Source organism: Archangium lipolyticum, assembly GCF_024623785.1.
GTDB lineage: Bacteria > Myxococcota > Myxococcia > Myxococcales > Myxococcaceae > Archangium > Archangium lipolyticum.
Map to the genome: position 1 here is coordinate 696,461 of NZ_JANKBZ010000003.1, position 21,210 is coordinate 717,670.

Here is a 21,210-nt window from a genome sequence, read left to right on the forward strand (position 1 = left end):
GCGGCCCCCCGGGAGGGCGCACCTCGATACGTCCGCCCGGGGGACAAGGCAGTGCAACTGACAGTCTTTTCTTTCCAGTAATCGCGGCTCGGTGCCGCGTGTGGTGGGGGTGAAGAAACGTGAAGCGTCCTCTCGTCGTGAGCACTGTGCTGGTATGGGTGTGCCTGGCCTCTGCCTCCCCGGCCCTGGCATTCGATGGCCCCCTGCGGGACATGCTCATGCAGGCGCCCCAGCTCTCCGCGCCGCAGCGAGGAAGCCTGACGGGGCAGCTCGTCAACACCGCCTTCGGGCCCGCCGACGTCAGCCGGGGAGCCTTCTCCCTGCCTTCCCCCTTCAGCGTGCCGGAGGACCGGGGAGCTCTGCTGGCTCCCCTCTTCCCCACGTACTCGCCGGACTCGGGCGCTTCGGAATGGGGGGTCGGCTGGAACAATTCCCTGTCCCTCGAGCGCTGGCGGACCCAGGGTGATCTCGACTACGTCACCGACGAGCTGACGAGTCCCTGGGGCCGGCTGGTGCAAGGCCGTGATGGGGACTGGTACCCGCAGGGAGTTTCCACGCCGGTGCGCGTGCGGATGAACGGCACGAGCGCCACCGCCTGGCTGCCGGACGGCAGCACCTGGCATTTCGGCGGGCAGGCGCGCATCGACACCCCTCGTGGCACCTTCGCCTGGTACCTCACTGACGTGGTGACGGTGCTCGGCCGCCGCACCCGCCTGGAGTGGCAGCCCAATGCCTCGGGCCGCCTCTTCCTCCAGCGTGCCTTCCATGGTGGCTCGGGGGAGGACTTCCAGTACCGCATCGAGCTGGGATACCAGCCCGTCGTCATTCCCTTCGTGGATTACCGCTCCGGCGTGGGCCTGGCGCTAGACCGGCGTGTGTCCACCGTGACGGTGTACGCGCGCGGAGCCGGCACTGACGTCGACGCCGAGCGCTGGCGCTACGTTCTGACGCACGCCAGCGATGGCTTGGGGCCCGCCTTCTACCTGGAGCAGGTGGCGCAGCGCTTCCCCTCCGGCGAGCAGCCTCCGCCCACCCGCTACACCTATCACCACGCTCGCGAGCGCCTGCGACAGCCAGAGTGGTTCTTCAACCCCCGGATGGATCAGACGCTGGCCCTCATGGGAGAGGACGTCTTCCAACCGGAGAAAGCCACCTTCCTCGATATTGACTCCGACGGCCGCATCGACTTCGAGCACGCCTATGATGGCGCGCTGATACGGCAGACCGCGACCGGCTTCGTCATCGAGCCCCTGCCGGCTCCCTCCGCCGATACCTTCTACGGCTGCCGCTCCGGGGCCTCGTACTACAACCTCCCGCGACACCTGGCGCAGATGTTCCCCGAGGACAGCGCCTATCAGGTGGTGTCTCTCGAGTTCGATGCCTCGCGCCGCACCACCGGTCTGGTGTTGTGCAACCGCGAGGGCCGGTTGCTGCACTTCGCCGCTCTGGAGGGACAGTGGGAGCTGGATGCCAACACCCGCCTCGTCGACCTGAACCGGGACCGAAAGCCAGAGCTGCTGCGCGTGGCCGCAGGAGTCGTCGAGGTACTACCCAACAACAGCACCTCCGGGCAGCTCGCCTTCGGTCCGGCGCGACAGGGTGCCCTGCTCTCGCAGAGCGGCAACTCCTACCAGCCCCTGGCCACCTGGGCGCAGGACATGAATGGAGACAGCCTGCCTGACCTCGTGGTGCGCCACTCGGGCGGGCTGGCGGTGTGGTGGGCCAAGGGGCAATTCGAGTTCGAGCCCATCGCGCAGGAGTACCCCCTCATCAACCTCTACGGTTACTACGTGTCTCCGGCGGGGTACGCCTTCCACTTCATGGACGGCAACCGTGACGGCCTCACGGACGTGCTGCTGGTGGCGCAGGGCGATGTGCGCCTCTTCATGAACACGGGCCTGGCCTTCCAGGAGCTGGACATCCCCTCCTTCTATTACCTGGGCTACGTCTCCACCCTGCCGGTGGTGGCGGACTTCCGCGGCAGCGGCAACACCGAGGTGGCCTTCGCCTCCTACGGCATCACCCATGGCGTGGCGCTGGACGGCCCCGAAACGGGCCTGATGGCATCCGCCGACGACGGCCGAGGCACCGTGCTGCGCTTCCAGTACGGACGCGGCCCCTCCGGCCCCGAGGTGCACCAACTTCCGGCGGTGCTGTCCACCCTCGTGGTGGAGTCCAGCGGTTATGACGCCCTCCGCTACGACTACGCGTACACCCACCCCGTTCACCACTCGGTGGGCAAGTTCCTGGTGGGCTACGGCACGGTGGAGCGCCAGGACGGCACCGTCACCCAGACAGAAGACTTCCTCAACGGAGACACCTACGCCGGCCTGCCGGCATCCTCCTCCCAGAAAGACGCACGCACCCCTGGCCTGCACAGCTTCACCTCCCGGCAGTACGAGGACGCGAGCTTCCGGGGTATCCCGTGGAAGCGCCTGAAGGAGGTACGGTCCGGCTGGCTCGGTCCCCAGGGCGAGCGCCTGGAGGAGTGGACGGAGTACCCCGTATACGAGGCCGACGTGTGCCCGGCCACGGTGGTGCAGCACCTGAGGCATGGCACCCTTACCACGGAGAAGCGGCGCGCCCTGGTCTCGGGCCTCGCCAACCACCTGCACTGTCTGGAGGATCGCATCATCCTGTCTGGCACCCACGCCGACAGCACGCTGGACTTCCGGCATGAAAGCCGCCTCAGGCGCAATGTGGTGGGCCTGGTGGAGCGGGTGGAGAGCGTCGGTGATGGCCAGACGCTGGTGCTGCAGGAGGTGGGCTACCGGGCCGACCACACCGTGCAGAGCGTCTCCGAGCCAGGCCGGGGGACGACCACCTTTGACATGGATCCGCTCACCCTGCTGTTGAGCAAGGTGACCTCGCCGGACGGCACCTGGGTGGAGGTGGCGCAAAGGGATCCGCTTACTGACAACCTGCTCACGCTGGTGAAGCAACGAGGCGGCAAGTCGTACGCGCAGCACTTCCGCTACGACGAGCAGGAGCGGCTGAAGAAACAGTGGGACAACACGGGCCGGGCCACCGAGACCGACCCCAACATGGTGCTGGCCTACGAGTTCGCGCAGGCCCAGCGGCCCGGCTCCATCCGTGTGGCCTCGCTGGTGGACGCCGGGTCCGGCGCCCACTCCGAGTCGGTGGAGTGGCTGACGGCGGCCGGAGAGGACGTGGCGGCCGCGGAGAAGATCCCCGAGGGCTGGGCCTTCAACGGCGTCACCACGCGCAGCCGCACCCAACGCGAGACGAGCACCTATCAGCGCGCTACCGAGCCACCCACCCTGGACACCACCTCCGTCACATACGCGGACCTGCTGCGCGGAGGGCAGCTCCTGCACCGGTCGCGGACGGCGGGCTTCGGCCACGAGGTGGACGCACTCTCACGGCTGCATGTCGACGTGGAGCGCCATACGACCGGCTCGGTCACCTTCCAGGACGGGCTCCTCCAGCGCCAGGTGCTGGAGAACGGGATGCATCGACGGACGCACTTCGTGGATGCCGCCGAGCGCGTGGTGGCCTACGAGGACGAGGTGGGCACCCGTTACACCTACGGGTACGACGCCCTGGGCCGCGTGCGCACCGTGCTGCTGCCCGGTGGGAAGCGACACCTGGCCTCCTATGACGGGCACGGCCGCGTCTCGCGCATCTGGCGCGAGGACATCGCCACCGTCGAGTACACCTACACCCCCGGAACGGGGCAATTGGAGGGCAAGCGCTTCCTCTCTCCGGCGGGCCAGCCCGTGCGAGCGGAGGCCTACGCCTACGACGGCATCGGTCGCAGGACGGTGGAGACCCACACCGACCTGACCACGGGCACCTCACTGGCCTATCGCTTCCATCATGACGGGGCCACCCCAGCCGACCCCACGCGTCGCACGGACGTGGGCCTGTTGACGGCGGTGGAGGGAGAAGGCTTCGTCAAGACGTTCTCGTACTACCCCGATGGAAAGACGTGGCACCGCACCGTCCAGCTCAACGGCTGGCGCACGGTGGAGACGACGTGGACCTACGCCGACAATGGTGACGTCGCCCAGGCCACCACCACGGTGAGAGACGCGGCCGGCCTCGTCCTGTCCGTCTCCACGCAGAAACAAGGCTGGGACACCTTTGGCCGCCTGCACACCCTCCACCTCGACGGCCAGCCGCTGGCGACGTTCACCTACAACGCGAATGGCCAGCCCAGGCAGGCCACCTTCGCCACGGGTGAGACGGCGACGCTGACCTACGATGGCCTCAGCCGCAAGCGCACCGGCCTCTTCCTGAGCTCGAATCGCTGGACGGCCTCGACCAGCATCAAGCTGAACGGCCGTGGCTTCCTCGACACCGAGGACATCGTCATCAACGGCCGGCCGCTCCAACGCGCCTACCAGTACTCGCCCCAGGGATTCCTGACACAATCGACGGACGCGGATGCGGCCTATGTGTATGGCTTCGACACCTTCGGCCTGCCCACGTCCATCACCCACAACGGGGTGACCCGCACGCTCGACCAGCAGGGTTCCACCCTCACAGCGGGCGACATCTCCTATACCTTCGACGCGCTCGGCCGGACCATCACCCGGGGCAACCTCACCTTCACCTACGGCCCCCACGGCCACCTCGAGACCGCGCGCAAGGGTGTCCTCGAGTGGCGATTCATCCATGACGAGGCCGGCCAGCGGCTGATGAAGCTCGCCGGCAACACCCCGGTGGCGGCCTACCTCGAAGGGGGCATGTACCTCGACGAGACGGGGCTCACGCAGCCGTTCAAGTTCGCCGGCCACGTGGTGGGCCTGGTGAAGAACGGCTCCTTCGAGATGCTGGCAGCGGATACCCGGGGCTCGGTCATCGCGGATGTGGATGGAACCCCCCGCCTGGCATCCCCTTTCGGTGATCGCGACATCCACCCATCGCACGCCGCCGCCATCGACTACGTGGAGAAGGGATACGACGCGGACCTGGGCCTCATCCGCATGGGCGTGCGCGACTACGACTCCGGGCTCAACCGCTTCATGACGCCGGACCCGCTCTTCCTCGAACAACCAAAGCTGTGCGTTGGCCGACCGGTGGAGTGCAACCTGTACGGATACGCGGTGGGCAACCCCGTCACCTTCGTCGACCCGACGGGCACCGTCGTCGAAACGGCGTGGGACGTGGCCAGCCTGGCCATGGGCATCCACAGCATCTCCACGTGGGATGAGAACACCTCGACCTTCGCCAAGGTAATGGACGTCGTCGGTGTCGTGGCGGACACCGCTGCGGTGGTGGTGCCCTTCGTTCCGGGCGGCGCCGGCGCGGCCATCAAGGGCGTACGCGCGATCGACAAGACCGTGGACGCCGTCAGAGGGGCGGACAAGACGGTCGACGCCGTCCGTGCTGCCGACAAGGCAATAGATGCAACGAGCGACGCTGCTAAAATGGGCGACGCCGCCAGTGATGCCGTAAGGGACATAACGAATCCAGGACCGGAGCTTCTCCCCACTGGTTGGAGAGAGAGCGCACCGGGCCCCACAGTTGATTCCCACACGGGGCATCCAGTGGGTCGGTTCATCGTTGATCCGAAAGGCAATACGATGATTGAGCCGGCCGGCGGGGTGACCGTAGGCAATCCGTCGGGAACGTTCGTCGAGACGCGGTTTCCCAATGGCTCGCCCGCGCAACAACTCCACGGTCCACATCGAAACTACTCAAAGTCACACGGTCACGGGTTCCAACCCGGCCCTGGTGTGAACGAACGCGGACCCAGCCTCGACCTTCAAGGCAATGTGGTTCCCTATGACTCGCCGGCGGCGCACTGGCCGGTGAATCGATAAGGAGGACGCGATGGAGCGAACCAAGATCATAAGCCGCTTCAATACGCTGTACCTTGGCGACTCGCTGCTTCAACAGGTAGAGCTGAAGATCGGCGAAGCAGAATGCCTGCTGAAGTTCAACGCAGGCAAGGTGCTCAGGGCCGAGGGAGCCAGCATCTTCGATGCCGAAGCAAGGTTCGCGCCGGCCCTGCTCCGCCTTCAAGGGGTACGGTCGATCACCTGCGAAGGCGGCCGCTACCAGCTGAACTCCACCGTAGTGGATTTCGGAGCGGTGGCCAGTGCAGATCGCGAGTACATCGAGTTCTACCTCGATCTCACCGGAGGAACGGATCCGGATGCCTTCATGGTGAAGGTGAAGTTCGAGGCCAAAGCATTCGAGTTCGGTCCCGCAGAAGGATGAAAACCATGCGGCGACTGGATAAAGGCCTGAAGGACGGCAGTCTCAGGCTACGCACTGACCGTTCCGACCGAGGGGGGTAGTAGAATGTCACAGTTTGTGATGGTTCGAGCGGTTGACGGAATTCCATGTCCCAGAGGCATTCGTCTCCGTAAGATTGATACCAGCGAGGATTTTTTGTCTCGTGTTGCGCGGGAGTACTTTGGCTCGACTGATAATTGCCGCCTTGTCGTGGATCTGGAAGGAGCCGCAGAATCCTTCATGAATGCTGCCTGGGATGCCCAGCGCAGGGGCGAAGATGTCGAGGGTATCGAGTTTTCTCGATTTGCTAGATTGTTAATTCAGAAGGGAGTAGATTTCATCTGCTGGGCTGGTGATGACCATCGTAACCTGCCTGTAGTCAGGTCTTGGTTGGAGTTCGTCGAGCAATTGCGTGCTCAGACTGCGCAGCAGCCTGCAGACTGCTGGATGTACTTTCGGCCTGTCCCATGTTCGGAGGTGTCAGACACCCTTCCGTAGCCTCGACCTTCAAGGCAATGTGGTTCCCTATGACTCGCCAGCGGCGCACTGGCCGGTGAATCGATAAGGAGGACGAGATGGCGAGTTCGGTCCCGCATAAGGATGGCTGTTCCCAAAGGCCCCATAAATCCTCACCGCTCCGGCAGCTATGGCGAGATCGTTGATGGGAAGTTCACCGAGCGATTGCGGATCGACCCGGCTACGCCTCCCGGCAAAAAAGGACCCAACTACAGTCACTATCATCTCAACGGGAAAGGCACGCATCACAGCCCGAGATCAAGTGACAAGGACCCAGGCTTCAATCCATGAAGATCGACATGAAAGAGTCTTTCGATTTACTGGACTGGCACGATGCCGTTCTGTTGGACGTCTTCGTCGACAGGAGAAACCCCGGCGACTGTGACGAGGTAGCCTTGCACATTCAGTGGCCGAATGGGCGGATTCAATCGGTTCGCTTTCTGGACTGCTACGCTTTCGAGGCCTTGATGAACTTTGGCGTGCGGGCGCCTGAAAGTATTCGCGAAGGCCAATGCATCGAGGACTCGCCAGCGTTGCGCGAGTTGCAGCAGAAGTGGGCCGTATTGGGAGTGGACCTGTCGGACATCTACTGCTTCGAGGTGAAGACGAACTCAACAGCCAGTCTGTTGCGTATGTATGCACGGCGATTCGAGATGTCGTAAAATCAACCCGAGCAGGAGATCATTGACCGGATTTCATCCGCAAGAAGCCCACGACGGTGTGCGTAGTCATTCCTCGCCATGTCGAGCGTGGCGGCATCATGTGCCGCCTCCTTCGAATCCACCATCGAGCAGGCAGCAGCCCCAGCAGCAACGGAGGCACCCAGCTCGGGACGCCCACCCAGAACGACCGCACCTTCACCGCGTCCCGGGCGGTGTCCGCTCCACCCTGGCTCTCGTCACTGATGAGCCAGAACCCCATCCGGTTCCAGACAGACCGCTCCGGCGGCTTCCGGGGCGCTCGAAAGAAGGCGCCCCCAAGATCGAAACGATCCAGAGGCCCCGGCCCGAGACGCCGGAACACGTCGGCCCCCATCAGGAAAGCGCCGTTTCCCGGCCACCGGAGGCGATAATGGGTCTGAAGGATCGCGGCGCCCTCGGCACGATCCACGTCGACGCCAAACGAGGTGTAGCGCCAGTAGCTGAACGGCCACATCACCAGGAAGGCCAGGCCCAGGAGCAATGCGCCTCCGAGAAGGAGGCCGGACACGAGGCTACGGGCGGACTCGGGCTCGGGGCGTGACCGCATTCGGGAATGATGCGCCTGGACCGAGGGCCTGTGCCCCAAGGGTTACTACTGTGACGGTGGACCGGGCGGTATCTGCCGCCGCATCCTCGCCGAGTAGGCCCCACTGACAGGCGGGAGCGGCAACCCGTCGAGGCCGAACGGGTTGCCGCCCTCGTTCACGGGCAGGGCAGCATCCGCTGCACCCCGGTGTAGGCGAGCTCCACCACCCCGCTCCCCGTCGCCACCACCAGGGTGATATCCGCGTCGATCCGCCAGGCCTTCGGGAACCCGGGCAGTTGTGCCAGATGGTGGAGCGTCCAGGTGCCATCACCCTCGCGGGTGAGCGTGTGGGCAAAGCCCTCATTGAGCCCCATGTGCGCCATCCCCGTGAACGCCAGGAGTCTGCCGGGAAGCTCCGCGAAACCCAGAAAGGACTCCTCCTCCGTCTCCAGGATGGGCGTCTTGCTCCCGTCCTCCGCGAGGAACCACAGCGCGCCGCCAAACTCTCCCTTGTCCACCCCCATGAGCCACCCTCCCTCCACACGGTGGAAGCTCGTCTGGGCACTGCGCAGCTCGGGGTATGGGAAGTTCTGGAACGTGTCGGGCCGCCGCGGCCGATCCACCGGCTTCAGGGTCAGCCAGCGCTCCCCCTTGCGAACCCGCCACTGCCTGGCTTCCTCGTCCCAGCACCGCTCCTCGGGAGACGCCCTTCGCTCATCCCACGCCGCCCAGCGCTCCTTCCAGAACCCCTGGGAGTGGTGCATCGGACGGGGAGCCCGGCTCGCGAGCTCGATGGCCTCCATGGCTCTCTCCGCGGCACGGCGGACCGGACCGAACCAGTGCTCCCGCCGCAAGGCGGCGAGCATCGGGAGTGCCTCCGCCGAGCCGACACGCCCCAAGGCCGTCACGGCCTCGTATTGGACACGCCAGGAGAGCTCCCCCAGGGCGGCCTCGAGCAGCACGGGCACCGCATCGGGCGAGCGCGTCCACCCCAACGCCTCAGCCGCCCGCTCCCGAGCCTCCCAATCCCTGGCGGTTCGCAGCAGCTCGGAGAGCCGGGGGATCGCGGGCGTCGCCGCCGGGCCCAGCCGCCCCAGGTTGGCGAACACCCCCCCGCGCTCGACTCCATCCGGGTTGTCCAGCGCGCGGATGAGGTTGGCCACCACGTCGCCCTCCCCCATCGCCGTCAGCGCATCGGACGCGGCGTCACGCAGCTGCTCGTCGCCAGATGCATCGCGTACCTTCCGGAGCTCGGGAATGGCCTCGCTCGCCGCCGGACCGATGTGCGCCAGCCAGAGGATCGCCACCCTCCTGGCCAATGGCGGACGCCTGGCATCGGCGAGCACGGCGGCCAGACGGGGCACCACCGGAGCCGTGACAGGTGGGGCCCCGCGGCGGCTGTCGAGCTCGTCCAGCATGACTCGCAGCACCTTGGTGGAGGTCTTCCTGTCCTCGAGCGCCTCGACGAGAACGGCCACGCCCGCTTCACCGAAGTCCTCCAGTAACTGGACGACCCCCATGTCACCTCGGAGCAACATCTGCCTGAGCGTGGGGATGACCGATGCGTCCTTCGTGCGACCCAGCGCCCAGGCCGCCCAGAGCACCTTGTTCTTCACGGCCCGGGTGAGCGCCGGGATCGCCGGCTTCGCGGCTTCGTCGAAGAAGCCGAGCGCGTATGCCGCGCTCTCACGCACCTGAGGATGGCGGTGCTCGAGCAGCGCCGTCAGCCGAGGCAATGCGTCCGGCCCCAGCTTCGCCAACGCCCGGCCCAGGGCTTCATCCTCATTCGTGATGCCACCCTGGGGTCCCCGCGCGGAGCCGAGCTCCACCAGCCTCGCGACACAGGCCTCGACCGTCGCGCACACTTCCTCGCCGGGAGCCGCTCCTCCGGGTGCGGCTCCGAGCAGCACGAACACCAGAAGCAAGAGCCCTCCCCCACGAAGCCGGGAGGGAGCCGGGAGAAGAGACCATCTTCGCGAGGAGCGCATCACGCCTCGCATCATAGACCGGGAGGACATCCGGGCTCGATGGAAGGGCGAGCCCGGACTCCGTCAGGCACTCAGAGCTTCGTGATGCGGAACCAGTTGAAGTTCCAGCCGCCCGCCTGGGCGTAGATGCCGACGTTGTAGGTGCCGGCCGTCACGTTGACGGTATGCGAGACGGTGGTCCAGCTCTGCCAGTCACCCGTCGCCGGAATGCTCACCGTCCCGAGGATCGTGGTGCCCGCGTTCAGGTCCAGCGACAGGCTGCCACCGGACGGGCTGGCGACGCGGTACTCGACCTTGTACGCGCCAGAGGACGGGAACTGGATGCCGTTGTACGCCATCCAATCGGCCGTATCGATGTAGCCCACGTTCGAGCCACGATCCGAATCGGAGTTGGCCTCGATGCTGACTCCACTCATCGCGCTGTAGGCCTCCGCCTGGATGAGGACTCCGGGGTTCGACGTCCCCGACGCGCTCACCACGAGCGAGGACACCAGGTCGTTCCACCCGTCATCGACGAGCGACGCATCGTCCGCCGTCTTGGTGAGGCTGGCCCCGCCGAAGTTGTCATCGGCGTACAGGGTGACCTGGTAGCCGCTGGCGACCTTCAGGGAGGTGATGTCGTCATTGCGCACGCCCCAGGCATTCAGGGCCGACAGGGTGTAGCGGCCCACGGGCAGGGCCGCGCCATAACCGCCGTGGTTCTGGTCCTGGAACACGGAGACGGCCGTGGGGCCCGGGTTGGTGTAGGTGAAAGGGAAGTCACGCTGCGCCTGGACGAACTGCGTCTCCCACTCGGCGGGCCATCCGAAGGCGGAGGTGGCCAGGGTCTTGAGATTGACACCCGCCGCGCCGCTCCAGAAGTGGACGAACTCGCCCCAGTTCATGTCCCGCGGATAGTTGTTGTTGCTCTTCGGGAAGTACTGCGCGAGCAGGACGAAGAACCGGTTGAGCACCGAGGAGCCGCCGTAATTCGAGTAGATGGGATAGAACCAATCCCTGAACCAGCGGGTGTTGGCCCGAGGGAAGCTGTCCACCTTGTTGATGTTCTCGTTGTACGCGCGATTCGCATCACTGGTGCGGCCCATCCCCACGTAGAGGTCATAGACGAAGATCTCCGCCCACTTGCTGTCGCCCCACCGGGGAAAGGCGGGCGAGCCGTGCACGCCCTTGCTCCCCAATTCCACGATGTGGGAAATCTCGTGGGCGACGATATCCAGGTCCCAGCCGGAGCCACTCGTCCAGGCCGTGGCGGAGCCGTGCCCCACGTCGATCACGTTGCGGTAGTCATGGCTCGCGTCGAAGTACGTGGAGGGGTGCCCACCGCCGTACTTGCCCGCGTGGAAGATGGCGTAGAGCTGCGGGTTCGTGCCGAAGTGCCCGTAGGTCTTCTTGGTGTACTTCCACGCGTCGCGGACAAAGGTGTTGGGCCACGTGATGGACGGGTTCACCGCCGAGTCGAAATAGATGGCCACGTCATTGTCCTGATAGACGCGGGTGACGGTCTGGTTGTGCTCGAACCAGTGCTCCGTCCAGGTCGCGGGCGCGTTCTGTGCCAGGACGGGGGTAGCGAAGAGCAAGGGCAACACGAAGGACAGCGAAGCGGGGAGGCGTTTCACGATGGGGCTCCGAGGACTTCCGGGATTCGGGTGGGTAGAGGGGAAAGCCGGTCACTTCGGGTCAACCCCCTCTACGCCCCGGTCACACCTGCCCTCGCCGCGCTTCACGGACAGCCGGTGAGCGAGCCAATCCAGGCATCGATCACGCCGGTGCCCGCCGTGTCCACCACGCGGCTGGCCAGCGGTGGCATCCGGTAGGCATCCAGCGCGTGCATCCGCACCGACACGATGGAGCGCGAGGCATCACCGGGAGCCACCAGCTTCGCGTTGGTGATGCCCAGGGAGCCCTGCTCGGGCGTCACGTTGCACAGGCCAGCCTGGGCCAGCGGCGTGCCGAAGCGCAGGTCCGCGTTGCCCCGGCCCGACCCACCCGGGCGGTGACACCCCGAGCAGTTGGCGTGCAGATAGGAGCGGGCCCGGCTCTCCACGGCATCGCTCCCGCTCGGAGGCGGGTAGCGCGGCAGGGCCGAGGGCTCGCCCGGGAGCGCGGCATCGAACATGCCGATGTGCGCCAGCGTCACGAGCTGGTTGGCGGTGCGGCCCGTGGAGGGATAGGTGAAGTCCCGGTTCTGCTGTCCCAGCTCGAGCCCCAGCGAGAACCCCGCCGCGCTGGTGTGACACCGGACGCACTCGGCGCGGCTGGGGATGTACCAGTCCTGGGTGCCGACCCGCACCGTCTTGTTCGAGGGCAGCAGCGTGGCGTCCGTCTGCGCTTCGTTCCACTCGTAGCTGTAGCCGCCCCAGCTCCCGTCCGGGTGGCGCATGAAGAGCCGCGTCTCCACGCGCCGGCCTCCCAGGGAGAACGTCTTCATCAACACGGTCCCCACCGGCAGCTCGAAGTCCCCGTCCGCGTTCACGTGGATCCGCGTCCCGTCCGGGATGGCGAGGAAGCGCTGCTTGTCCGCGCCATCCGACCAGAGCGGGGAGTTGAGATCATACGGGATGAGCCCGGAGGCGGGCTGCTGGGGGTTGGCCGGATTGACGCAGCCCGTCTCCGACAGCTTCTTGGGGAAGGTGTCGGGAGGGAGCGTGCCGGACGGCACCAGCTTGTGGAGCTTGCCGCTGTTGATGTCCGTCAGCAGCACCTCTCCATTGGCCAGCTCCCCGAAGGAGGAGATGCCGAAGGTGGTGTCCACCAGGAGCTGCGGCGAGGCCGTGCCGGTGGTGGGGTCGTTCTTCACCGCCCAGATCCTGCCGGAGACGTAGTCGCCGTAGATGAAGCGCCCCACCAGGGCGGGGATGGCGGTGCCACGGTAGACGTAGCCGCCAGTGATGGAAGCGCCCTCACTGCGCGGGTATTGGACGATGGGACCAATCAGTCCGGCGCTGCTGCACGGCTTCGGGTTGTAGCACTGGTCCGCCTCCATGATGCGCCAGCCGTAGTTGCCACCGAGGACGACGCGGTCCACCTCCTCGAGAGCGTTCTGCCCCACGTCTCCCACCCAGAGCTCACCGGTGGCCCGGTCGAAGCTCCAGCGCCACGGATTGCGCAGACCCCAGGCGTAGATCTCCGGCTTGCCACCGCCCCGGCTGAAGGGGTTGGTGGGAGGGATGGCGTAAGGAGCGGCGCCGTTCACGTCGATGCGCAGGAACTTGCCGAGCAGGCTGTTGAGGTTCTGCGCGTTGTTCTGCGGGTCGCCACCGGAGCCCCCATCCCCCAGGCCGATGTAGAGGTAGCCATCCGGCCCGAAGGCGATGCCACCGCCGTTGTGGTTGTTGTAGGGCTGCTCGACCGTGAGGAGCACCTGCTCACTGTTGGGATCCAGCGTCGCGCCATTGTCGAGGCTCTTGAAGCGGGAGATGACGGAGCGCAGGTTGGTCGTCCCGCCATAGCCCGTATACGAGAGGAACACCTCCCGGTTGGTGGCGAACCGGGGATGGAAGGCCATGCCCAACAGCCCGGCCTCGCCACCCGCGCCGGAGTTCACCCGGCTGGTGATGTTGATGAAGGTCGAAGCCGTGCTCACCGTGTCGTTGTTGGCGAAGACCCGGACGATGCCCCCGCGCTGCACCACGAAGACGCGGGACGCGTCACCGGGTGCCTGCAGGACGAAGAGCGGCTGGTTGAAGGTCAGCCTGGAGAACGCGGGCTGCGTGGTGACGCCCGTGCTCTCCACGGGACGCGCCGGAGCGATGCAGGTGGTGTTCGAGGGGCGGGCATCCAGGCCAAAGGGAGACAGCGTGCTGCCCGCATCCGACCCCGCATCCGTCTCCGCGTCCGTGGAGCTCCCGACCGGTGTGCCCGAATCCGAAGTGTCCAGCTCCAGTTCCTGTGGCGCGGAAGCACTGTCCTCCGCGCAACCGGGTGAAACAAGAAACGACATCGTGAACAGGACCGCCGACAAGAGTCTTCTCTTCATGGCATCCCCGGGTGCGAGTATTCCCTGAAAATGATCTGATCTGTTTGATCAATCAAACATTTTCAGTCTGTCGGGTTTTTCGCCATGAGGCTGTTTTCCCGTCCCCTCCCCTCAACCGATCCGCAGCTCGGCGATCTCGTGCTTCCTGTCGTCAAGAGACGGACGATGGCTGGATTTCCGCTTCCGCTTCGTGGTGGGGAACCGGGACGTCATCAGCTCCCAATGGGTGACAGCCTATGTGGGAGAGGCCCTGGCGCGGGCGGGAGGAGAACCGGTCCGGATGGGGCGCGCTGGAGCCATCACATCCATCCCTCGCATGACGATCGCTCCGAATGATTTGACACCCATTCGGGCCACTTTTTACATTCTCAATCGTCGCCGGTGAGAGGAATTACCGAGCACCGGCGGCCCCGGCATGCCTCCTTCTTCATCGAGTACGACCAGCGGGACTCGCACCACCTGGAGGGAGTCCCTGGCACTGCTCTGGGGAGAGCCCCTCCCGCCCGCGGTCTGGAGGCCATGCTCGCCCGGGTGGCCGGCCAGGTGGAGCGCATGGCACTGAGCCTCGACGTGGGCACGGCCGTGCTTCCCAAGGTGGGCGTGCCTACATCGCGCTGTTGCAGCGGTGGCTGGGTCATGACGGGCGGCGCAAGCGCTTCGTGTTCGGCGATCTCGACGAGGTGCGCGACGCCCTCCGGGGCTGAGCCACGGCCGCTCCCACCTGCCCGCTCCCTCTCCAGGCGTTGGCCGTGGGGGGGCATGGTTCGGGTATTCCAGACAAGCTACAGTCTTCCGTCTCTAACGGGAACGTGAGCAGATGATCGGCGGTCAAGCCTCCTGCGACGAAGACTCTGGCCTCGGCACGAAAGAGGAGTTGCAGCGGCGGCTGTCGCTGGCGACTCCCGCGGACACCGTGCGCGGGTTCGCCATCAACAACATGCTGGGGGCACTGCGGCAGGAGCTGGGTGACGAGGCGGTGAAGCACTGCCTCCAGCAGATCGCGGAGAAGAGCATCCACAGCTTCTTCTACTACCCCGTCGGCAACCACCTCCGGGTGCTGTACACCACGGCGTGGATGCTGAGCGAGAAGTACGGCGGCTTCGATGCCGCGGTGCGACGCATCGGGCGGGGGCTGGCTCCGGAGTTCCTGTCCTCCGTCGTGGGCAGAGCGTTCCTGGCGCTGACCCGGCAGGGGCCGAAGCAACTGATCGATCACGTACCGATGGCCTTCCGGGCGGTGACGACCTTCGGGGAGGGCACGGTGCGGTGGACGAGCCCGAAGAGCGGCGTCCTCTCCACGAAGCGCGACTTCCTGCTCTACGTGAGCCACGAGGCCGGGTTGATGAGCCTGTTCCGCACCTTGAAGATCCAGGGCGCCTGGGTGCGCGGCCGTCAGGTCGGGCCCCTGGATAACGAGGTGGAGTTCGCCTGGGAGTAGGAAACCCTACCCCGCGAGCAGGGCCGGGGCCGGGTACGGCGAGGCCAGCTCGGCCGCCGGAGGCAGCGTGACGGTGAGCAGGGTGCCCCGCCCCTCGCGGCTCTCCGCGCGAAGCGTGCCGCCCAGGCTCGTCACGATGGCGTGGCTCACCGACAGCCCCAGGCCCGTGCTGCTCGGCCGCGCCGTGACGAAGGGCTCGAAGATGCGTGAGAGCAACTCGGGCCGCAGGCCCTTGCCCGTGTCCTGGACCTCCACCACCACCTCCCCGTCCGGCCCCGTGTAGGCGGCCACCCGCAGCACGTTGTCCGCGGCCGCCCCCGCATCCATCGACTGCACCGCGTTGAGCAGCAGATTGAGGAAGAGCTGGCTCAGCCGCGCCTCGTCCCCGTCCACCGCCGGCACGTCGTGGAAGTCCTTCTCCAACCGCGCCCGGTGGTGCAGCTCGCCGCGGATGAGCTTCAGCGCGTTCTCCAGCACCGGCTGCACCTGCACCCGCGCCTGGTGCTCCGGCGGCTTGCGCGAGAGCGTCCGCAGATCCCTCACGATGTGCTTCAGCCGGCTCGCCCCCTCCGACGTCTCGGCCAGGGCCTCCAGCACATCATCCAGCTCCTTCGCCTGGGCATCGCCCCGCTCGCGCAGCAACTCCCCCAGCCGCTCCAGCTCCTCGCGTACGAAGGTCAGGTTGGCCAGCATGAAGGCCAGCGGGTTGTTCATCTCGTGCCCCACCGCCGCAGCCAGCGAGCCCAGTGCCGACAGGCGATCCGCCTGGATGAGCCGTGCCTCCATCTGCTTGCGCAGCGTCACGTCCTTGGCGAATACCCGCAGGCCCGGCGGATCCCACAGCTGCGCCACCGTCAGCTCCCAGTACCGGCCATCGAGGTGCACCGTGGGCGCGGGCTCGCCCGAGGCCGCGCCACGCCAGGCCCACGCCAGCGCCGCCTCCATCAACGGGTGCTCCGCGCCCCGCATCACCAGATCCGGGAAGGCCTTGTGCGAGGCCGGGTTGGCATAGCGCAGCGCCCCGTCCATGCCCAGCTCCAGCAGCGGCTCGGGGTGCAGCAACGGGAAGGAGGCCAGCCGGTACAGCGGCTCCTCCAGCGCGCGCATGCCCGACACGTCTCGCACCAGCAGGCCCAGGCGCTCCCCAGCATCTCCGGGAGCCGGCGTGCACGGGGTGATCTCCGCCGCGTAGCAGCGCGTCTCGCCTTCGATCTCCAGGCAATACTCCAGCCGGCCTCCCTCGCCTCCGTGGCGCACCGCGCGCACCAGCGCCATCAGCGGCTCCGCCGCCTCCGCCCCAAGTACCTCCGTCAGCGTCCGGCCCTCGGCCCCCCTCACGTCCCGGCCAAACACCCTGCCCGAGGGCGAGAACAGCCGCAGGCACCGCAGCTCCCCATCCAGCTCCGCCGCCACGTACTCCGCGCTCCGCGACGCCCGCCGCGCCGGAGTCCCCACCCGGGCCTCCGACGACGGGAGCACGAAGCCCTCCACCCGGAAGGGCCCCATCAGCATCTCCAGGCCCGAGCCATCGGTGTTCATCCGCGTGAGCACGGACACCAGCGCGGCGGCGTCCTCCTCGGACAGGCGCCGGGTGAGGATGATGCCGTCGGACAGCGTGGCCTCGGTGAAGACGAACGGGACGAGCCTGGGCGCATCGGCCCCCAGGTAGGAGGCCAGGGTGGCCCGCATGGCATGCTCGTCCGGGTGGTTGGAGAAGATGGCGGCCACGTCCGACTCGCCGGAGAGCACCGCCTGCAGCGCCTTGCGGTACGTGCCCAGGAAGCGCTGCTCCGAGAGGACCTCTTCCGGCCGCAGCCCCCGCGACTCCAGGAAGCGCATGGGCAGCAGGTGTCCGCCCGTCGAGCGCGGAGCCACCCACGCGGCGCGCTTGCCCTCGAGCGTCTCCAGCGTGAGGGGCGCGTCCGCGCGGCACACCAGCGCCGAGTGGTAGTGCCAGCTCCCCGAGCGCACCGCGCGCAGCACCGCCCGCGCCCGCGGCTCGAAGGCCGTGCACTGCTCCGACGTGCCCCAGGCCATGTCCACCCGGCCCGCCGCCAGCTCAGCCTCCAGCGCCTCGTACGTGGGCGCCAGCTCCACCACCACCGGGCGGCCCAACCGCTCGGACAGCGCACGTCCGAACAGATCGACCCGAACGTGCTCGCGCACCTCCCCCAGCGAGGGGAAGAGCATGAAACGGATGGGGGCGGTAGATGTGGTCACATGTCCTCCTGGACGTCCTCCCAGAGCTCCGGGCCGACTCCAAGTCGATAGCGACCACTATAAAGCACAAGTTTTATTCTATTGCACACTTTTCCGGTTTCACTGGAAACCGCAGACTCTCACACACTGCGTATTGTTCCCAGAGAACCGGGCTTACCCAGCTGTCCCGTCCGTTCAGAAGGCGCTGAACGTGGTGATGGTGTAGGTGTCCTTGATGCCGGGGAGCGTCTGGATGCGCTCGGTGACGAAGCGGCCGATGTCCTGTTCCTTGTCGAGGTGGAACTTGGCCAGCAGGTCGTACCCGCCCGAGGTGGAGTAGACCTCCGCGGCCTCGTCGACCTGGTCGACGATCATCGCCGCGGTCTTGTAGGTCTGCCCCAGCTCACACTTGATCATGACGAAGATGGTGTGCACGGGAGCGCACCCTATCACGCCACGTCGGGAATCGGACCGGGAGCCGAGGCTTCCTCACGGCGCGCGAGCCGCTTCATGGAGCTCTTGCCCACCACGATGTCCACCATCTTCCGCGCGCGCGTCCAGACGCTCTCCTGCACGTAGGGGATGCCGTACTTCTCGCACAGCGCGCGCACCTTCGGCTGCACGCGCTGGTACTGGAGCATCGACAGGTCCGGGAAGAGGTGGTGCTCGATCTGGTAGTTGAGCCACAGGTGGAGGTAGTCGTTCAGGTCGCCACCGGTGCGGTAGTTGGCGCTACCGAGCACCTGCTGGAGGTAGCGCTCGCCGCGGCCCTCCGGCGCGGAGTCGAAGCGGTACAGATCCTCGCCGGTGTGGTTGGGCCCCACCACGAGGAAGGTGTGCAGGTTGGTGAGCGCCTCTGCCATGAGCGAGTTGCACAGGGCGCTGAAGCCGGCCCAGGCGCCCAGCGGCAGGAAGAGCGAGGGCAACAGGACGAAGTTCCAGGCGATGTAGGGCGCGTAGCCGCGCAGCAACACCTCGCGCCACTCCTCACGGGTGAGCGGGCCGTCCGGACGGCGCTTGCGCCGGAGCGAGGCCAGCGTCTCCGGGGCGTAGTAGCTGGCCCGCCAGGTGATCGCGAGCAGCCCGAGTTGGAGGTAGCGCAGCGCGAGGGGACGCTCCGGGTTGCGCAGGGTGCCCTCGGCGTTGCGCTCGAGCAGGTCCGGATCCGCGTCCTCTCCGGTGTGCGAGTGGTGGAGCACGTTGTGCTCGAACACCCAGGCATCGGGGAGCATCCAGTCGAGCCAGTCGAGGTAGCGGCGCCCTCCCTTGGCGAAGCCCTTGCTGGTGCGCTCGACGGGAGCGCCCGGGACACGGTCGTAGCCGCGGTGTCCCACGTGGTGCATCAGCAGCCAGCGCGTGGAGCGGCCGAGGCTCAGGGACACCGCGCTCAGCGGGTTGGGCATCAGCCAGCACGTGGCCAGTCCGAGCACCGTGGCCGTGCGGCCCCAACGCTCGATGCGCCGCAGGTGCGCATGGTCCGCCTCACTGACGGAGGCGTCGATCTCGGCGCGCAGCGCGCGGAGATCGTTCAGGAAGCCCTCCACGTCCACGGACGCGGGATCGAAGTCAGGGGTGGCGCGGGACATACGGGGCCTCGGAAGCACGGGCGGGCACAACGGGATGGGGGGACGCGAGGAGCGGGCCCGCCAGGGAGCGCTCGGGGACGCACCGTACCCCCGGGCTGGTGGCCCGGGGAAGGAGTTCGCGCGCGGGGGCGCCTACTGGCGCACGGAGCGGACGAGCCCTTCCTCACGCAGGAAGGTCACGGTCCGCTCCACGCCCTCGGCGAGCGGACTGGGGGTGAAGCCGAGCTCGCGCCGCGCCTTGCTCGCGTCCACGCGCGCGTCCCAGAGCAGGAACGAGAGCTGCCCCGGCGCGATGAGCGGCGTGAAGCCGAAGGTCCTCGCCAGGGGCGCGGACACCGCGGAGAGCAGCTTCATCAGCGCCTCGGGCGCGGTGGGAGGCACGCGCCCTCCCGCCCCCTCCACGCGGAGGATCTCCCGCGCCAGCTCCGCGTTGCTCACATGGGTATCGGCGAGGAGGTAGCGCTCCCCCGGAATGCCGCGCTCGGCCGCCGCGAGGTGCGCATCCGCCACCCCGTCCACGTACGCCACCGGCATCCCCCCGGGAGGCAGGGCCGGCACCTTCCGGTCGAGCACCTGGATGAAGAACGAGTTGAGGCCCACGTGGACGGGGCTCGGCCCGTAGACCGCGCCTGGATTGACGTAGACGAGCTCGAGCCCCTCGCGCCGGATGGCCTCGGCCTCCCGCTCCGCGTCCTGCTTGGAGCGCTCGTAGGCGGTGGGCTTCGGCTCGGTGTCGATGTTCGTCTCCACCAGCGTGCCCCCACGTGGCGCGGCGAAGACGTCCATCGTCGAGGTGTACACCACCCGCTTCACCCGCGCCGCCAGTGCGGCCCGGAGCACGTTCACCGTTCCCTGGCGGTTCACCCGGTCGAAGATGGATGCATCCGGCTGCCACTGCTCGGGCATGCCCGCGGCGTGGAACAGCCACTCCACGTCCTTCATGGCCGCTGGCAGCGAGTCCGGCACCGTCACGTCACCGCGTACCGGTTCCACGCCCGCCGGTAGGACGCGCGCGGCCCGCTCCGGATCGCGCACCAGCACTCGCACCCGGCCTCCCCGCTCCTTCAACCGCCGGACAATCGCGTTCCCAATGAGGCCCGTGGCCCCCGTTACGAGCACGTTCATCGTCTTGCCCTCTCCGAGGCCCCGTCTTATCCGCCCCCTTGTCGATGGAACAAGGACTGCCCCGCAGTCGGACGGTGATGCCGCCATGTAGGTTTTTTAACTGGTGTGAAGGGAAGCCCCATGACCACCTGCGTTGATGGGCAAACCATCCGTTGAACGCGACCGTGTGTACAGGCGCTCCAATCGGAGTATCGGCCACGTGGCCATACTGGGGCTGCTCCAGAAGAACATGGGCTCCCCCTCAGGATCGGAGCCGCTCAGGACCGCTGCGATCGCGCTCCATTTCATCTGGGGCAGCGGGCACCTGCACAACTTCGAGGACTACCTCGCTTGTCTCGGCGAGGGCGCATCTACCACCTTGTCCCCATCCTTTGACACACGGGAACAGGCAGAGGCGTGGTTGCAGCAGCCCATGGATCCTCGCCATGCGCACAAGGTGGCCATCGCAGGTCACCTGTACTCCGTCGGTTATTCGCTCGAACGCGGTACCCGGTTTCTGGTCCGTGTTCCTGACAAGACCGAGTTGGACACACCCAGGCAGGTCTCAAACCCACTCATGAATGAGGCCATCGGCGTTCTCCACCAAGCACGTCAGTATGCCCATGCTCCCACGGACATGGAGAGCATCGACTCCACCTTGCTCGCGCTCCATTTCATCGTGGAGAGCGGGCAGTTGGCCGCCTTCGAGCACTTTGTCGAGAGTTTTGATTCGAAGGCTTCCTTCTTCCCCCTCCGCTCCTTCGCCACGCGAGAGCAGGCCGATACCTGGCTGAGTGCCCACCCCAGGCCACCTCACGGTGCGCAGTTGGGGATCGCGGGCCAGAGGTACTCCATTGGGTACTCGCGCGACTGCGGGCTCCGCGTGCTGGTTCGTTTGCCTTCGTTGGAAGAGCTGGACGAATAGCTCCCGAGAAGGGAGACCCGTCACAACCTGGGGTCCCCGAT

General features: G+C 66.8%; 13 protein-coding genes. 5 read left to right on the top strand and 8 right to left on the bottom strand.

Annotation, left to right across the window (positions count from 1 at the left end; genetic code table 11):
- Positions 1-119: 119 nt before the first annotated feature.
- From NR810_RS09910 to NR810_RS09920, 3 genes are all read left to right on the top strand, one after another.
- Entirely contained in the window at positions 120-5,792 is a 5,673-nt protein-coding gene (locus NR810_RS09910) for an RHS repeat-associated core domain-containing protein (RefSeq protein ID WP_257450596.1), read from the top strand.
- A 10-nt stretch (positions 5,793-5,802) separates the two neighbouring features.
- Positions 5,803-6,192: a hypothetical protein gene (locus tag NR810_RS09915; RefSeq protein WP_257450598.1), complete on the top strand. Its 390-nt coding sequence runs from the start codon at positions 5,803-5,805 to the stop codon at positions 6,190-6,192.
- An 821-nt stretch (positions 6,193-7,013) separates the two neighbouring features.
- On the top strand, positions 7,014-7,388 hold the full coding sequence (locus NR810_RS09920) for a hypothetical protein (RefSeq protein WP_257450600.1): 375 nt from the start codon (positions 7,014-7,016) through the stop codon (positions 7,386-7,388).
- Positions 7,389-7,407: 19 nt separating this feature from the next.
- Here the strand turns inward: NR810_RS09920 and NR810_RS09925 are convergent, their stop codons facing one another.
- From NR810_RS09925 to NR810_RS09940, 4 genes are all read right to left on the bottom strand, one after another.
- A complete protein-coding gene (locus NR810_RS09925; protein ID WP_257450602.1) occupies positions 7,408-7,935 on the bottom strand; it encodes a hypothetical protein in 528 nt (175 codons plus the stop codon).
- A gap of 194 nt (positions 7,936-8,129) precedes the next feature.
- Positions 8,130-9,869, bottom strand: coding sequence for a HEAT repeat domain-containing protein (locus NR810_RS09930; protein ID WP_257450722.1), 1,740 nt, complete (start codon positions 9,867-9,869; stop codon positions 8,130-8,132).
- Positions 9,870-10,012: 143 nt separating this feature from the next.
- Positions 10,013-11,557: a carbohydrate-binding protein gene (locus NR810_RS09935; RefSeq protein WP_257450603.1), complete on the bottom strand. Its 1,545-nt coding sequence runs from the start codon at positions 11,555-11,557 to the stop codon at positions 10,013-10,015.
- Positions 11,558-11,661: 104 nt separating this feature from the next.
- Positions 11,662-13,917 (bottom strand): PQQ-dependent sugar dehydrogenase, encoded by a 2,256-nt coding sequence (locus NR810_RS09940; RefSeq protein WP_257450605.1) that lies wholly within the window; start codon positions 13,915-13,917, stop codon positions 11,662-11,664.
- A gap of 817 nt (positions 13,918-14,734) precedes the next feature.
- Between NR810_RS09940 and NR810_RS09945 the strand changes: the two genes are divergently transcribed.
- The gene (locus NR810_RS09945) at positions 14,735-15,355 is read left to right on the top strand and encodes a DUF2378 family protein (protein ID WP_257450607.1); all 621 of its coding nucleotides are present in this window, start codon (positions 14,735-14,737) and stop codon (positions 15,353-15,355) included.
- A gap of 6 nt (positions 15,356-15,361) precedes the next feature.
- Here the strand turns inward: NR810_RS09945 and NR810_RS09950 are convergent, their stop codons facing one another.
- The 4 genes from NR810_RS09950 to NR810_RS09965 form a co-directional block, all read right to left on the bottom strand.
- Entirely contained in the window at positions 15,362-17,575 is a 2,214-nt protein-coding gene (locus tag NR810_RS09950) for a PhnD/SsuA/transferrin family substrate-binding protein (protein WP_257450609.1), read from the bottom strand.
- A 174-nt stretch (positions 17,576-17,749) separates the two neighbouring features.
- Complete coding sequence (locus NR810_RS09955) at positions 17,750-17,989, bottom strand: Lrp/AsnC family transcriptional regulator (RefSeq protein WP_204228363.1); 240 nt, start codon at positions 17,987-17,989, stop codon at positions 17,750-17,752.
- 14 nt (positions 17,990-18,003) lie between these two features.
- Entirely contained in the window at positions 18,004-19,140 is a 1,137-nt protein-coding gene (locus tag NR810_RS09960; protein ID WP_257450614.1) for a fatty acid desaturase family protein, read from the bottom strand.
- Between the two features lie 132 nt (positions 19,141-19,272).
- Complete coding sequence (locus NR810_RS09965) at positions 19,273-20,265, bottom strand: NAD-dependent epimerase/dehydratase family protein (RefSeq protein WP_257450616.1); 993 nt, start codon at positions 20,263-20,265, stop codon at positions 19,273-19,275.
- Between the two features lie 199 nt (positions 20,266-20,464).
- Here NR810_RS09965 and NR810_RS09970 point away from each other — a divergent pair, with 199 nt between their 5' ends.
- On the top strand, positions 20,465-21,169 hold the full coding sequence (locus tag NR810_RS09970; RefSeq protein ID WP_257450617.1) for a hypothetical protein: 705 nt from the start codon (positions 20,465-20,467) through the stop codon (positions 21,167-21,169).
- The last annotated feature ends 41 nt before the right edge of the window (positions 21,170-21,210 follow it).